Raw genomic sequence first — 13,223 nt, forward strand, 5'->3', positions numbered from 1 at the left:
TATCAAATGGTTCTCAGGAGTGTGCTGCGATGAGGGAGCTGGCTTCCTGGCGGGTGCTGCCGGAGGACTCGATGTGCGCGAGTTCGGCCGGGATTTCCCAGCCCTTCTTGCGCATCGCGGTGGCCCACAGGCGGCCGGCACGGTAGGAGGAGCGGACCAGGGGCCCGGACATGACGCCGAGGAAGCCGATTTCCTCGGCTTCGGTGGCGAGGTCGACGAATTCCTGCGGTTTGACCCAGCGGTCCACCGGCAGGTGCCGCTCGCTCGGGCGCAGGTACTGGGTGATGGTGATCAGGTCGCAGCCGGCGTCGTGCAGGTCCCGGAGGGCTTCGGAGATTTCCTCGCGGGTCTCGCCCATGCCCAGGATCAGGTTGGACTTGGTGACCATGCCCAGGTTCCGACCCTGCGTGAGGACGTCCAGGGACCGCTCGTACCGGAAGGCGGGGCGGATGCGCTTGAAGATCCGCGGCACGGTTTCGACGTTGTGCGCGAAGACCTCGGGCTTGGAGTCGCAGATCGCTGCGATGTGTTCGGGTTTGCCGGAGAAGTCCGGGATCAGGAGTTCGACGCCGGTGCCCGGGTTCAGTTCGTGGATCTTCCGGACTGTTTCGGCGTAGAGCCAGACGCCCTCGTCGGCGAGGTCGTCCCGGGCCACGCCGGTCACGGTGGCGTAGCGCAGCTGCATGGCCTGGACCGAGCGGGCCACCTTGGTGGGTTCGAATATGTCCACCGGGGAGGGCTTGCCGGTATCGATCTGGCAGAAATCACAGCGCCGGGTGCACTCGGAGCCGCCGATCAGGAAGGTGGCTTCCTTGTCTTCCCAGCACTCGAAGATGTTCGGGCAGCCTGCTTCTTCACAGACGGTGTGCAGGCCTTCCTTCTTCACCAGGTTCTTGAGCTGGACGAACTCCGGGCCCATCTGGACCTTGGCTTTGATCCACTCCGGCTTACGCTCCACCGGAGTAGCCGCATTGCGCTGCTCAATACGCAGCATCTTCCGGCCTTCTGGTGCCAGTGTCATAGTTCTCTTTCCGTTGTGCGGGCGCCGGTTGGCCGGCCAATTTTTTGGTGCTGGAGCAGGTGCTCGGGTCAGCATTCGACGACGTTGACGGCGAGGCCGCCCATCGCGGTTTCCTTGTATTTGGAGGACATGTCCTTGCCGGTTTCGCGCATGGTCACGATCACCTCGTCCAGGGACACCCGGTGCGTGCCATCGCCCCAGAGCGCCATCTTCGCGGCGTTGATGGCCTTCGCCGCCGCGATCGCGTTCCTCTCAATACAAGGGATCTGCACCAGCCCGCCGATCGGATCACACGTCAGCCCCAGATTGTGCTCCATCGCGATCTCCGCGGCGTTTTCCACCTGCTGCGGCGTCCCGCCCATCACCTCGGCCAGGCCAGCGGCCGCCATCGACGACGCCGAGCCCACCTCGCCCTGGCAACCCACTTCCGCCCCCGAGATCGAGGCCTGCTCCTTGTAGAGCACCCCCACCGCGGCGGCAGCGAGCAGGAACTTCACCACCACATCGTCCCGGTCCCCCTGGCTGGCCCGGTCCATGCCCGGCGCGAAATGCAACGCGTAATACAGCACCGCCGGGATGATCCCGGCAGCCCCGTTCGTCGGCGCCGTAACCACCCGGCCACCGGAAGCGTTCTCCTCATTGACCGCCAGCGCGATCAGGTTCACCCACTCCTGCCAGTACTTCGGATCGCGGTAGGCGGGGTCCTGGCCGCGGTTCTCCTTCAACAGGCGTTCGTGCCAGTCCGGCGCCCGACGGCGGACCTTCAGCCCGCCCGGCAGCAACCCCTCCCGCTTCAGGGACACCGCGACGCACTCCTCCATCACCGAATAGATGTGCAGCAGGCCCTCGCGGATCTCCGCCTCGGACCGGGAAGCGCGTTCGTTGACGAACATGATCTCCCCGATGGACAGGCCCTTGGACTGGCACCGGCCCAGCAGCTCCGCCGCGGTCCGGAACGGCAGCGGCAGCTCCTTCTTCGACTCCTCCAGCTCCTGCTGCGCCGCGTCCTCCTCGCCCTCACGGACAATGAAGCCGCCCCCCACAGAAAAGAACGTCGCCGCATGCAGGACCTCCCCGGCAGCATCCGTGACCGTGAACGTCATCCCGTTCGTATGCCGCGGCAGGATCGTCAACGGCCGCAGCACCATGTCCTTCACCCCGTACGGCAGCGAAACCGCACCCGCCAGCTCCAGGGTCCCGGTCTCCGCGATCGCCGCGAGCCGCTCCTCCACCTCAGCCGGGAGGATCTTCTCCGGGTGGTACCCCTCCAACCCCAGCAGGATCGCCGTCATGGTCCCGTGACCATGCCCCGTCGCAGCAAGGGAACCATACAAATCCACCCGCAACCCGGCCACCTTCTCAAGGTCCCCGGACGCCCGAAGCTCCCCGGCGAACACCGCGGCAGCCCGCATCGGACCCACCGTATGCGAACTCGAAGGCCCAATCCCGATGGAAAAAAGATCAAAGACACCAACGGCCATGGTCGGGGTTTCCTTAGCTGCCCAGGCGCTGCGGAGCGGGCTGGGGACCCCCGTGGAGGCGGCAGGGCAGGCAGATGCGGGGGCATGTATAGGTGTCAGAGGACGGCTGAATCGTCACGAGAGGAACTCCATAATTCAGGTGACGCAGGGCGCCACGTTGATTCGGGTTCCTCCCCGCTCTGTATGTGACCTGAGAGTTTCCGCGGACCCTGCTGTTACAGCGTGCCGCTTGCACCGTCGGTGAGCCCGGGGACCGGACTACTTTCCAGAGTTGCCTCGCCGCGGCGGTACGTGGGCCTGAGAGATTCCTGGGGAGGATTTGCTCCTACGGCGCCTGCTGAACGTACCGGCAGGACTCTCCCGCCGCAGATCAAAAGCATGTGTCACCTGCCGGTGACACGGCTCACACTTTATCCGCTGCCGGGGCGGCCCGCAACAGGGTCACTTCACATAAGTCACGATGGCCGCGGGCAGGAAACCTAACTGCCGGCGGCCCGCGGCATCACGTCACCGGCTGACAGAAGGTAGGAGTTTTTGTCCAGATAATGTGCGCAACTCGCGGTTTTGCGGCCATTATCTGGACAAAAACTCCTGACACCACCCCCACGGGCCTGCTTGTTACGCTGGAGGCATGAAATCCAGCCTCGCCGCCCTGTCCGTTACCGCCCTCATCGTTGTACTGACCGGTTGCGGGCAGGTCCAGGACGCCGCCGAAAAGGCTGTGAACGACGGCGCCTCGCAGGTTGCCACCGCAGCCGCCGACCAGGTCAAGGGACAGGTGTGCGCCCTCGTGGAGGACGGGCTTGTCAGCGTCAAGGACAAGGAACTGCTGGGCGGCCTCGTGGCCGGCGCCGAGACCGCCGGCGTACCCTCCGAGATCACCACTCCGTTGCGCCAGATCGCCGAGTCGGGCGACCAGGTTCCGGCGGAATCCGTTAAAGCGCTCAAGGACGCCTGCACCGCCTGAGCCTTAGCGCTTGCCCTTCTTGCGTGATCCCTTGCCGCGGCCCTTGTCCGGATTGGGAGCGTAGCGCTGCGCAACCTTGGGCTTCTTGACGCCGGTTCCCCTCCGGTCCGGTTTCGGTTCCTTCTTGGGCGGCTCCACCTTCGCCGACGGCTGGCGGGAGCTCTGGGCGGTCCGTCCGCGGACAATCCCGATGAACTCCTCGATCACTTCATCCATGGCCGGTTCCCCGGCCCCGGCCATCGCGTCACGCGTGGCCTCAGTGGGCCATGCGAGGGCGATCTGCGTGGTGGGTGCGCCGGTAAGCTTCCGCGCCACCGTGTCCTTGACGTTGAAGTGGCGGGCAACGGACATCGGCAGGATCACGAGCCCGGCACCGGAGGCAACCACCTGCAAAGCGACTTCCGGGCCGCCGAGCTCAGCCACATCCAGGAAGGTCTCCTCGGAAAGATCCGCCAGCGCCACCTCTTCGAAGACCGAAATCTCGTGCCCCTTGGGAGCAACCACCACGGGCTGCTCCTCATACAGGGGAATCACGTTCAGGCCCTCGCGCTCCACCGGCAGGCGGACGAAACTGAGGTCGGCGGAACCGTCACGGAGCACTGAAAGCTGAGCGCCGTCGTCGGACATAAACGAATGCAACGGAACATCCGCCATCCGCTCTTCCCAGCGCCTGATCCATTTCCCCGGCGTTACTCCGGCAACGTAGGCGAAGCGCAGCACGCGCCCTTCCGGTTCAGCGGGCGCGGGTACTTGCGGGAATTCTTCTTCAGCGGACACACGTTCACAGTACCGCCAGAGCTGCAGGAGAGCCCTGCTGGTGCCCTGAAGGGCCTGCCGCCGGATACCCTTGAACCATGACCTCTGCAAACTCCCAGTCCATGAAGCCGGCCACCGTTGCCAAGAAGCTTGGTATCTACCTGCCCGCAACACCCCAGGAGTTCCAGGATTCGGTCATCAGCCGCGCCGATTTCGCCGAGCTCCAGGCCAACCCGCCGGAGTGGCTGGCGGAACTCCGCCGCAACGGACCGCACCCCCGCCCGGTGGTGGCGCAGAAGCTGAACGTTTCCATCAGCGGCCTGGCCCGCGGCGGTGTCGAAGAAGCACTCACGACGGCGGAAATCACCGCGCTGCTGCAGGCTCCCCCGGCATGGCTGGTCGCCGAGCGCTCCACGCACGCCGCCGTCCGCGCCGAAGCGCAGCGCGTCAAGGATGAAGCGGCCAAGAAGGACGCGAAGAAAGCCCGCGCCAAGGCCGAGTAAGCCGCTGATTCCTTCGGGAGGTCAGCGCACGGGACGAAGGTCGTCCGGGTCGCCTCGATGGAACATTCGCCGGGGCGCAACGCCTTCGAAAAGGACCCACACCGTGGATGCGTCTTCGGTCATGGCATCAACAATTCCCGACGCCGTGACGCGTTTCCCCCGCACAACCGCCACCTTGTCGCCGGGACGCAGTTCCGACCAGTCGGATTCCTGCCGTGCGGGCCCGTCGGTCCCTTCTCCCGTTTGGTTCCCGTGCGGAATCTGCGGTCCCCCGCCGAACAGCCACGCGGAGACGTCGCTGCGCAGCACGAGGTGGGGTCCGCCCGTTGCACTCACGCTTCCCGTGGGCACGTAATAGCCACGGCCCGCACCCGACCCGCCGGCCGCCCTGTCCAGGGCATCAACAAGTCGCCTGGTGAGGTGGCCCTGGGGACCAATCTCCCGAAGCTCGTCGAGCTCGTCCGGGGAGAGCCGTCCCAGCACAGCAGCTATATCGGCCATGATGGATCCCTTCTAGCGGATGGTGCCTGAGGAACCACGCTAGGACGCCGCCATTAACGGCACATGAAATCGGAGAGGCAAACAGAAAACAAGTTCCGCGGGGGGACGATCAGGGCCGGCCTCGCGTTAAACGAGCAACACCCGATCAACTGCCGGAGCACCTCCGCCGCACGAACTGCCCGCCCCCAAACGAAATGAGCCACCCCCTGCTAATCGTCCTCACCGGAATTGACGGTGCCGGAAAGACCACCGCCGCCCGCGCAGCCGTGGAAGCCGCCCGCCTGGCCGGTGGCAAGGCCCTGCTGCTACGCAACCATGCCGGCCGCCGCAATATGTCGCAGTGGTCGAAGCGCTCCGGAATTCCCCTCAACCCCCGCCTTGCGGACGCACTGGAGAGCGTCATCCGGACGGTCAACGTTCTGGTGTCCCACGCCCGCGCCCGCAACTTTTCCGGCCTGGTGGTCATGGACCGGCACCTTTATTGCCAGCTCGCACTGCGCAGCGTCCGGGGCCTCCCGCCCGGCCGGTTGCTCCGCTGGCTACTGCGCCGCCTTCCAGAACCGGACCTGGTGATCCACTTCGACGTCGCTCCGGAGCAGGCCCTGGAACGCGTCCTCCTGCGCGGCACGGACACCGAAACGCTTGAGGAACTGACGGCCCTTAGCGAGGGCTACCGCGCCCTTCCCGAGTTCCCCGGATTCGTCCGCATCGACGCCGGCGGAGCCCAGGACGAGGTGCTTGCCGCGCTCACCGCAGCGATCGACGCCGGCACGCCACCGGCCATTCCCGCAACTTCCGCTGCAGGGCCGGACAGGATCAGCGCGAGATAATCGACGCGACAGCGGTGATGAACGGGGGCAGGGCCGCGACTGCAGCCAGGCCCAGAGCCGCGCGGCCGCCCCAGGACAGCGCTGTTGCCCGCCGCAGGGCACGCGGGGACCGGACTTCATCCGGACCCCTTTGCACAGGTTCCCGCCCGGCGCGGCCAACATGCGCGAGCCACGAGCACAGCATGACAACCAGCGCACCGATGCCGAGCAGGACGCCGACGGGCAGGAACAGGATGGCTCCGACGAGCGGGAGGTAGTACTTCCAGTCGCGGCCGGACGGCAGCGGAAGACGCTGGCTGAACGCGCCGACCACGGCGGCCGCCACCGCGCCGTGCAGGACGGCCAGCGCCGAAAAGAGTGCCACGGAAAGCCAGCCCGGCCCCACGATGGCGAAGTCGATGTTCTCCGCCCGAAGCGGATCCACGGAGGCTCCGAAGACCAGGAGGAGCAACACCCCCAGCGCGGGGCCCGCCCAGCGGCCGGCGGGGAGCCAGCGGCGGATGAACAAGTAGATGAAAGCCGCGGCGAAGCCTGCCGGCAGTCCCCCGAAGAACAACAGGGCAATACTGCCGTCGATCGTGGGGAATCCGACGTTCGCCTGCGCTTCGGTAAGACGGCCCTGGGCTGATGCCGGCGAGGTGAGGGCCAGTATGCGCATCGCCAGCCTGCCGCCGGCCCACGCCACCAGGATCCCCGAAGCGAGGGCGGCCGCCGTTGCCACGTTGGCCCACCAGAGGTAGAGCCGTAAGGGGGAAGCCGGGGCACCAGGGTCGGCGGGCCTCCGGAAGGGGCGCCCGCCCCAGACGATGACCAGGATGATGGCAACCAGCAGGAACAGCGTGCACACAATCACGATTACCAGCGCCACCGGCATCACCACCAATGTTGTTGCTTCATTCTGCTCCGGCCGCGGACGATTGAACAGGTGTGACCCGTGACGCCTACCGTCTCCGGGCCGAGTGAGCCGGACATAGAATCGCCTCAGGACAAGATGACACGGGAGATGCATGAGCACTAAGGCAGCGGGAATCAAGGACGTGGCCGCCGCCGCAGGAGTGTCCATCACCACCGTCTCCCAGGTCCTCAACAACGTGGCCTATGCCCGGGTGGGTGCCGAAACCCGGGACCGCGTCCACGAGGCTGCCCGCCGGCTTGGGTATGGTCCGAACCGGCTGGCCCAGGCTCTCCGGACCCGGCGTTCCGGGGTTATCGGGATGATCTGCGAAAGTTTCGCCGCGGCTTCGGACACCGGCAGTGTGATTCTTGGCTCGGAAGAAGCTGCCAGGCGCCGCGGCTACAACATCATGGTCATTACGTCCGCCGGCACCGATTCCGAGGAGGTCCGGGAATCCGGCGTGGCCGCACTGCTGGACCGCAGGGTGGACGGCATCGTTTACGCCGCCACGGACCGCGGTCCGCTTCGCCTGCCAGCCGGCCTTGCGGGCGTTCCGGCTGTGCTCGTGGACGCCGCGGACACCGGCCGCTCCGTCCCGTCGGTGGTCCTGGGGAGGGAAGCCGGCGCACGCACGGCCGTCCAGTACTTGGTCGACGCCGGCCACACCAGGATCGGAATGGTCACCACCATTGATGACGTCCCGGCCACGGATTTCCGGTTGCGTGCGTTCAAGGACACTTTGACCCACGCCGGCCTGGAATTCCGTGCCGAACTGGTTCAGTCCGGACGGCCCGATGCAGCCGGAGGACACCAGGCCGCGCTGCGCCTGCTGCAGCTCGAGGACCCGCCAACGGCGGTGTTCTGCTTCAATGACCCGATGGCCATGGGCCTGTACCGGGCTGCCAGCGAACTGGGCGTGCGGATTCCCGACGACTTGTCGGTGGTGGGCTTCGGCAACCAGGAACCCATCGCGGAAAACCTTGATCCGGCGCTGACCACGGTACGACTGCCCCACCACGCGATGGGCGCATGGGCAACAGAACATCTCATTGATGCCATAGAGGGCGATGCTAGCGCGCGCGTGTTGGCGGTCGAGCCCGCAGTCCTGGACTGCGCGCTGGTCATACGGGAATCAGTAGCGCTTCCCCGATGAACCGCGGCGTTACTCCTTGGGCATGATGATCCACAAGGCGATGTAGACCAGTTCCCCCACGCCGAACAGGCCGAACAGCACAAAGCCGATGCGGACGAGGGCTTTTGAAACGCCGAACCGGGCTGCGAGGCCGGCGCAGACGCCGGCGATCATTTTGCCATTCCTGGGCCGTACCAATGCTGCGCTCATGCGGCCACAGTACCAGCCGGTCTCCGGGTCCGGTCCAGAGTCCCTTGGCTCCCTGTCCAGGTGATGACGGACTAGTCCTGGTGCAGCTGGACGTAGTTCCCGCAGCCGTCGTCCAGCACCACCGAAATCCCCGTGGGCCCGTCTGCCGGTTCGCCCTGGAAGATGATGCCGAGGGCGGCCAGCCGCTTGTACTCGGCCCGGACATCGGGAACGCCGAAGACGATTGCCGGCAGCCCGGCGTCGTGCAGGCCGTTCATGTAGGTCGCCGCAATGGGATTGTCGCTGGGCTCCAGCAGGAGCCCCACGGATCCCGAACTACCTCCGACGGAACCGGGGTCCTTCACGATGTACAGGTTGTATTCGGGCATGGCCATCAGCGTTTCAAAACCCAGCGTCTCCGTGTAGAAGTGGTGGGCCGCCGCCGGATCCTTGACGTGGATGCTGCACATTTTTAGTCGCATGGAGCCTAGGCTACCGGTGCGCGGCCCGGCCGGGAACGGTGCCGGGAGGCCGGCTTCTGCCAGGTCCCACCAGGGTCCGCCCATTGACGCACCCGCGCGGCGGGATTCCAATTGAAGTAGCGGAACCAGCCAGCCCGGGCAGGTTCCGTGGGAGGTGGAACGGTGTCTGTCATCACGGAATCGGTCCCTATGGGGCCCTTACAGCTAGCAGTCTGTGCCGCCGTCGTGGTGTGCGGCGTGGCCGGCGCCGTCTATTCGGCGCGGTACCACGCCAGGCGCGACGCCGGGCAAATGACCGACGCCGTCTTCTGGGACGGCTTCGCCGGACTGGTGGTGGTGTTCCCTGCTGTCCTCATACCCTTCCTGGCCTCGCCGTGGCTGGGCCTCGGCGCGGGACTCCTTGCCACCGCCACCGCTGTGACCGCATATGTGTGGAGTCCCCGCCTGATGGCACGGCAGGAAGCGCGGCTCCACGATGCAGCCGCACAGGCGGAGATCGAAGCCGCGGCCGCACGGCACCGCACAGTGCTGAGTAGATGGCAGCGCTATGAGCTGGATCCCGCGTGCTGCATCGACTACCCCGACATGACAGATGTGCGCCGGCCGGAAACGGCGGCCCTGATCAAGGCCATGCGGGAGGCCGAACAGCTCCGGGCAGTCGAGCCCGCCAGCTACGTTCCCGCCGTCACCCGGCTGGAACATGCCCTGGGCCGGGCGGAAGCCGCAGCGGGCGTGCGGGCGCGCTAAACGGCCCGCGACGTTAACTGGTGTGTCGGGACCATTCGAAAGGCCGGAAGCGGCGGCGGTAGCATCCCATAATGGAGCCTTTAGTCACGGACACACGAGACCAGCACGGCAGGTTGCGATCGGACCGGGGAGTCTGGCGGCAGGCAACGACCCTCGAAGCGGCCGGAGAACTGACTGCGCGGTGGCTCGAATCCCGCAGCGAATACCAGCCTGGAACATTTGCACCCAGCATCGACGAGGAGACGCGGCCCATCGCCGCCGAACTGGCGGAGATCAACAGGAACGGCCTCTTCACCAAGGAATCCCAGCCGGGAATGCGCGGCGATGCCGGCCATTCCCAGAGGCAATATGTGACCGGCTTCTGCAGCGCCGAGGCCGCAGCCGAACTCGTGGCCCTGTCCACCAGGTCCGAACTCATCACCATTGGCCACGCCCCGGGCGAGGTCAGCGCGGCCGCCGTCCCGGTAACTTTCGACGGCGGTGCGGTGGTCACCGTCCTCGGGTCCAGTGAGAACCCGGTGGACGAGGACGCACTCCGCGACTGGTCCGAGGAAACCAACGACGCACTCGCCCTGCTCCTCGCCGATTCCTGGTACGTGGAAGTCCTGGATCCGGTGTGGGGCCGGAACGACGTGCTGTTGCCGGAGGTGCTGGCGGCCCTCCGGCAACTGCAGTGAGGACTACAGGTCCACCGTGCCGCTTTCGCCGACACTCATGCGGCTGTTCGTCACCTTCGACTTGACCCACTGAAGTACCGTGGCGGCCCGGCCGCCAGGGCTGGTCCAGTATTCAGCGGAGTCGGAATCAACGCGCAGGAGCACAACCTCAGGCGTGTCCGGCCCGTCGGGGAACCAGGCCTCGACCACCTGGTTCCACATGTCGTGGATCTTCTGCCTGTCGGTGACGATTTCGGCGGTGCCGGCCACGGACACCCATTCGGTGTTCTTGCCGAAGGCCACGTTCACCCGCGGATCGGCGCGGACATGCGCCACCTGGGAAGTTTCCGACGACGTGAAGAACCACATGTCGCCGTCGTCCTTGACTTCCTGGACGGCCAGCGGGCGGCTGACCAGCGCGCCTGCTTCGTTGATGGTGGTCAGCATCCCGATGTGGGAATCGTTGATGATCTTCGTGACTTTGCTGATGTTCTCAGTGTCAGACATGCATTCACCTCGTTCGTGTCGAACGGGGAAGTTCCCCGCCAGCCCAGCCTATTAGTAAGTTTGCTTACTTTCAACGATGGTCCGGAGCTTTGGGGTCCCATTGGCCCGCGGCTCAGATTCCCCGCGCCAGGACCTGGCCCTTGAAGAACTCCGGGCGGAGCCTGGACATCACCAGCATCAGCACGACGCCCAGCAGGATCACGCCCATGCCCAGAATGAACACCAGGCCCACCCCACCCACGGAGGAGCCGGAGCCGTAGGCGGGATCCATGGAGTCATAGGCTGTCTTGAAGAACATGACCAGAAGGATGACCCCGCCCAGGAGCGGCGCCAGGAATTTGAAGAAGAACGCGTGGACTCCACTGAAGGCCTGGGCGCGGAAGAACCAGACGCAGGCCAGTGCCGTGATGCCGTAGTAGAAGCAGATCATCATGCCCAGTGCGGTGATGGTGTCCCACAGCGCGTTCTCGGAGGTGGTCCGGGTAATGACGTAGAACGCTGCAGCGGCGATGGCTGCGGCAATGGTGGCATAGCTCGGGGATTTGTAGGTGGGGCTGATCCGCCCGAACTTGGCCGGTAATGCCTTGTAGTGGCCCATGGAGAGAAGCGTCCGGGCGGGCGAGACAAACGTGGACTGTAGGGAAGCCGCTGAGCTGCTCAGGATGGCCAGCGACATCAGGATGGCGAACGGACCCATGACCGGTCCGGCGAGGACGGCGAAGATGCTGCCCTGGTTGTCGGGGTTGCCCGCGCCCAGGCCGGTGTCGCCGATGCCGGCGAATGCCAGGGTGGAGAGCGCCACGGTCATGTAGATGATCACGATGACCAGGACGGTGACGGTCGCGGCACGGCCGGGCGTCTTTTCCGGGTTCCGGGTTTCCTCGTTCATGGTGAGCGTGACGTCCCACCCCCAGTAGATAAAGATCGACAGGGACACCCCGGCGGCGAAGGAAGAGAAGGAGTCCACGGCGAACGGGTTGAACCAGTCGGGCGAGATGGCCGTGGCATCGAAAGCCGAACCGTTGGCAACATGGCTGAACGCAGCTACCGCAAACCAGCCGAGCACCAGGAGCTGGAACGCCACCAGCACATACTGGACGCCCTTGGTGGTCTCCATGCCGCGGTAGGAAATCCAGCACGCCAGCGCAATGAACACCAGCGTTGTGGCGATATTGAGCGGCAGGTTCTTGCTCAGCTCGCCCAGTTCCGGATTGCTGAAGAGCTGGGCCAGCATGAGGTAGAAGAAATCGACGGCAACGGCGGCCAGGTTGGAAAGCACGATGATGGTGGCCGCAATCAGCCCCCAGCCGCCCATCCAGCCAATCCACGGCCCGAACGCCCGCGATGCCCAGGTGAAGGAGGTGCCGGCGTCGGGCATGGCGTTGTTGAGTTCGCGGTAGCCGAACGCCACGAGAAGCATGGGAATGAATCCCACCAGGAAGATGGCCGGCAGGTGGACGCCGACCTCGGACACTGTTGGCCCGAGCGCTGCGGTGAGGGTGTAGGCCGGGGCGATGCAGGAGACGCCGATGACGACTGCGCCGATCAGCCCTACCGATCCCGCCTTCAGGCCTTTGGCACTAATGCCCTTGTGGTCGGACTGCGACGTCGCGGACGTCGCGTGCTCAGTAGTCATGATGGTGCCTCTCCGGAGGTTTCATTCGACGTTGAATGGGTTCTTTGCTTCAGTGCGTAGTCGCTCGGGACCACAATCATGGGCACGGGCAGGGCGCGGAGGATGCGATTTGCGGTGGTGCCCAGGAAGATGGACCGGCTCCTGGCCAGCCGGCTGGATCCGATCACCAGGACTTCGCCGTCCTCCCAGTCGAGCCGGTCCACGGCTTCCTCGATGCTTCCGCCCTGTGCCACAACGACTTCTGTCTTCGTAGCCGGCCGGGAGCCCGCTTCGCCGCCGAGAAGAGCGGCCGACACGCGGTCGCCGGCATGGCTCCGGGCCGCTTCGGCGACCTCCGGCGACTCGCCGTCGTCGAGGGTCAAAAGGGACACCACCCGCAAGGGCACCTCACGGTTCAACGCCATCGAAACGGCGTAGTCGAGCAGCTCGTCGGCGCCGGGGCGGGCGCCGAGTCCGCAACTGATCCGGGTCAGGGCTTCCCTGCGGTGGTATCCGTGGGGTGCCAGGGCCACCGGGACGGTGGCTGCATGGAGCAGCGCACCGGCCACGGATCCGATCGTGAACCGCTTGAACAGCCCGTTGCTCGTGGCCCCGATGATCAGCATGTCCGCCTGGAACTCCTCGCACGCATCCATCAGGGTCTGCGCGTCCGACTCACCGGTGCGAACGTGCCCTTCCGCCGGGACATCGGCGGGAACCAGCGCCAGCGCCTCGTCGAGCCACGTCCGGGCCTGCTCATGGAGCAGTGTTTCGAATCCGGCCTTGGGCGCATGGGCCGCGCTGAACGGCGACACTTCCGGAATGGCCACCACCAGGTCCAGGGCGGCGCCACGGCCCCGGGCCAGTGACACGGCCAGATTTACGGCATCATGGCCTCTGGCATTTGCTGAATACCCCACTACGTACCGCATCTGGCCGTT

16 protein-coding genes and 1 riboswitch are annotated in these 13,223 nt (G+C 65.8%); of the genes, 6 read left to right on the forward strand and 10 right to left on the reverse strand.

The features are described from left to right. Positions 1–13: 13 nt before the first annotated feature. Together lipA and JOE31_RS01185 are read right to left on the reverse strand one after the other, a co-directional pair. Positions 14–1,021 (reverse strand): lipoyl synthase, encoded by a 1,008-nt coding sequence (lipA, locus tag JOE31_RS01180; RefSeq protein WP_209741765.1) that lies wholly within the window; start codon positions 1,019–1,021, stop codon positions 14–16. 68 nt (positions 1,022–1,089) lie between these two features. Continuing rightward, entirely contained in the window at positions 1,090–2,502 is a 1,413-nt protein-coding gene (locus JOE31_RS01185; protein ID WP_209741766.1) for an L-serine ammonia-lyase, read from the reverse strand. A gap of 275 nt (positions 2,503–2,777) precedes the next feature. Continuing rightward, a riboswitch (glycine riboswitch) is annotated at positions 2,778–2,875 on the reverse strand. Between the two features lie 258 nt (positions 2,876–3,133). Here JOE31_RS01185 and JOE31_RS01190 point away from each other — a divergent pair. Further along, on the forward strand, positions 3,134–3,469 hold the full coding sequence (locus JOE31_RS01190) for a hypothetical protein (RefSeq protein ID WP_209741767.1): 336 nt from the start codon (positions 3,134–3,136) through the stop codon (positions 3,467–3,469). Between the two features lie 3 nt (positions 3,470–3,472). On the opposite strand, the gene JOE31_RS01195 is transcribed toward JOE31_RS01190, so the two are convergent. Next, the gene (locus JOE31_RS01195) at positions 3,473–4,246 is read right to left on the reverse strand and encodes a LysR family transcriptional regulator substrate-binding protein (protein ID WP_209741768.1); all 774 of its coding nucleotides are present in this window, start codon (positions 4,244–4,246) and stop codon (positions 3,473–3,475) included. A gap of 77 nt (positions 4,247–4,323) precedes the next feature. Between JOE31_RS01195 and JOE31_RS01200 the strand changes: the two genes are divergently transcribed. Next, positions 4,324–4,728, forward strand: coding sequence for a DUF5997 family protein (locus JOE31_RS01200; protein WP_209741769.1), 405 nt, complete (start codon positions 4,324–4,326; stop codon positions 4,726–4,728). A gap of 21 nt (positions 4,729–4,749) precedes the next feature. On the opposite strand, the gene JOE31_RS21410 is transcribed toward JOE31_RS01200, so the two are convergent. Next, complete coding sequence (locus tag JOE31_RS21410) at positions 4,750–5,229, reverse strand: hypothetical protein (RefSeq protein WP_245198894.1); 480 nt, start codon at positions 5,227–5,229, stop codon at positions 4,750–4,752. Between the two features lie 194 nt (positions 5,230–5,423). Between JOE31_RS21410 and JOE31_RS01210 the strand changes: the two genes are divergently transcribed. Further along, positions 5,424–6,059 (forward strand): thymidylate kinase, encoded by a 636-nt coding sequence (locus JOE31_RS01210; RefSeq protein ID WP_245198896.1) that lies wholly within the window; start codon positions 5,424–5,426, stop codon positions 6,057–6,059. Here JOE31_RS01210 and JOE31_RS01215 read toward each other — a convergent pair. Then, positions 6,046–6,939, reverse strand: coding sequence for a hypothetical protein (locus JOE31_RS01215; protein WP_209741770.1), 894 nt, complete (start codon positions 6,937–6,939; stop codon positions 6,046–6,048). The genes JOE31_RS01210 and JOE31_RS01215 overlap by 14 nt on opposite strands. A 127-nt stretch (positions 6,940–7,066) precedes the next feature. Here JOE31_RS01215 and JOE31_RS01220 point away from each other — a divergent pair, with 127 nt between their 5' ends. Beyond that, a complete protein-coding gene (locus JOE31_RS01220) occupies positions 7,067–8,107 on the forward strand; it encodes a LacI family DNA-binding transcriptional regulator (protein ID WP_209741771.1) in 1,041 nt (346 codons plus the stop codon). Positions 8,108–8,116: 9 nt separating this feature from the next. Here JOE31_RS01220 and JOE31_RS01225 read toward each other — a convergent pair whose 3' ends face one another. Continuing rightward, positions 8,117–8,296 carry a PspC domain-containing protein gene (locus JOE31_RS01225; protein ID WP_209741772.1) on the reverse strand — a complete coding sequence of 60 codons (180 nt, stop codon included), beginning with the start codon at positions 8,294–8,296 and terminating at the stop codon, positions 8,117–8,119. A gap of 71 nt (positions 8,297–8,367) precedes the next feature. Further along, on the reverse strand, positions 8,368–8,757 hold the full coding sequence (locus tag JOE31_RS01230) for a VOC family protein (protein WP_209741773.1): 390 nt from the start codon (positions 8,755–8,757) through the stop codon (positions 8,368–8,370). Between the two features lie 162 nt (positions 8,758–8,919). Here JOE31_RS01230 and JOE31_RS01235 point away from each other — a divergent pair, with 162 nt between their 5' ends. Further along, positions 8,920–9,504 (forward strand): hypothetical protein, encoded by a 585-nt coding sequence (locus JOE31_RS01235; RefSeq protein WP_209741774.1) that lies wholly within the window; start codon positions 8,920–8,922, stop codon positions 9,502–9,504. 71 nt (positions 9,505–9,575) lie between these two features. Then, positions 9,576–10,181 (forward strand): hypothetical protein, encoded by a 606-nt coding sequence (locus tag JOE31_RS01240; protein WP_209741775.1) that lies wholly within the window; start codon positions 9,576–9,578, stop codon positions 10,179–10,181. A gap of 3 nt (positions 10,182–10,184) precedes the next feature. On the opposite strand, the gene JOE31_RS01245 is transcribed toward JOE31_RS01240, so the two are convergent. The 3 genes from JOE31_RS01245 to JOE31_RS01255 form a co-directional block, all read right to left on the reverse strand. Continuing rightward, entirely contained in the window at positions 10,185–10,667 is a 483-nt protein-coding gene (locus JOE31_RS01245; protein WP_209741776.1) for a pyridoxamine 5'-phosphate oxidase family protein, read from the reverse strand. 112 nt (positions 10,668–10,779) lie between these two features. Further along, positions 10,780–12,303 (reverse strand): APC family permease, encoded by a 1,524-nt coding sequence (locus JOE31_RS01250; protein WP_011689913.1) that lies wholly within the window; start codon positions 12,301–12,303, stop codon positions 10,780–10,782. Further along, positions 12,300–13,214, reverse strand: a complete 915-nt coding sequence (locus tag JOE31_RS01255) for a universal stress protein (protein WP_209741777.1) — start codon at positions 13,212–13,214, stop codon at positions 12,300–12,302. The genes JOE31_RS01250 and JOE31_RS01255 overlap by 4 nt, the downstream gene beginning before the upstream one ends. Positions 13,215–13,223: the final 9 nt, after the last annotated feature.

It is taken from the genome of Arthrobacter sp. PvP023 (genome assembly GCF_017832975.1).
GTDB lineage: Bacteria > Actinomycetota > Actinomycetes > Actinomycetales > Micrococcaceae > Arthrobacter.

Excerpts from the sequence above, each read along its gene's own strand:
- lipA (WP_209741765.1), bottom strand. The coding sequence starts at position 1,021 with ATGACACTGGCACCAGAAGGCCGGAAGATGCTGCGTATTGAGCAGCGC.
- JOE31_RS01185 (WP_209741766.1), bottom strand. The coding sequence starts at position 2,502 with ATGGCCGTTGGTGTCTTTGATCTTTTTTCCATCGGGATTGGGCCTTCG.
- JOE31_RS01190 (WP_209741767.1), top strand. The coding sequence starts at position 3,134 with ATGAAATCCAGCCTCGCCGCCCTGTCCGTTACCGCCCTCATCGTTGTA.
- JOE31_RS01200 (WP_209741769.1), top strand. The coding sequence starts at position 4,324 with ATGACCTCTGCAAACTCCCAGTCCATGAAGCCGGCCACCGTTGCCAAG.
- JOE31_RS21410 (WP_245198894.1), bottom strand. The coding sequence starts at position 5,229 with ATGGCCGATATAGCTGCTGTGCTGGGACGGCTCTCCCCGGACGAGCTC.
- JOE31_RS01210 (WP_245198896.1), top strand. The coding sequence starts at position 5,424 with ATGAGCCACCCCCTGCTAATCGTCCTCACCGGAATTGACGGTGCCGGA.
- JOE31_RS01220 (WP_209741771.1), top strand. The coding sequence starts at position 7,067 with ATGAGCACTAAGGCAGCGGGAATCAAGGACGTGGCCGCCGCCGCAGGA.
- JOE31_RS01225 (WP_209741772.1), bottom strand. The coding sequence starts at position 8,296 with ATGAGCGCAGCATTGGTACGGCCCAGGAATGGCAAAATGATCGCCGGC.
- JOE31_RS01230 (WP_209741773.1), bottom strand. The coding sequence starts at position 8,757 with ATGCGACTAAAAATGTGCAGCATCCACGTCAAGGATCCGGCGGCGGCC.
- JOE31_RS01240 (WP_209741775.1), top strand. The coding sequence starts at position 9,576 with ATGGAGCCTTTAGTCACGGACACACGAGACCAGCACGGCAGGTTGCGA.
- JOE31_RS01245 (WP_209741776.1), bottom strand. The coding sequence starts at position 10,667 with ATGTCTGACACTGAGAACATCAGCAAAGTCACGAAGATCATCAACGAT.
- JOE31_RS01250 (WP_011689913.1), bottom strand. The coding sequence starts at position 12,303 with ATGACTACTGAGCACGCGACGTCCGCGACGTCGCAGTCCGACCACAAG.
- JOE31_RS01255 (WP_209741777.1), bottom strand. The coding sequence starts at position 13,214 with ATGCGGTACGTAGTGGGGTATTCAGCAAATGCCAGAGGCCATGATGCC.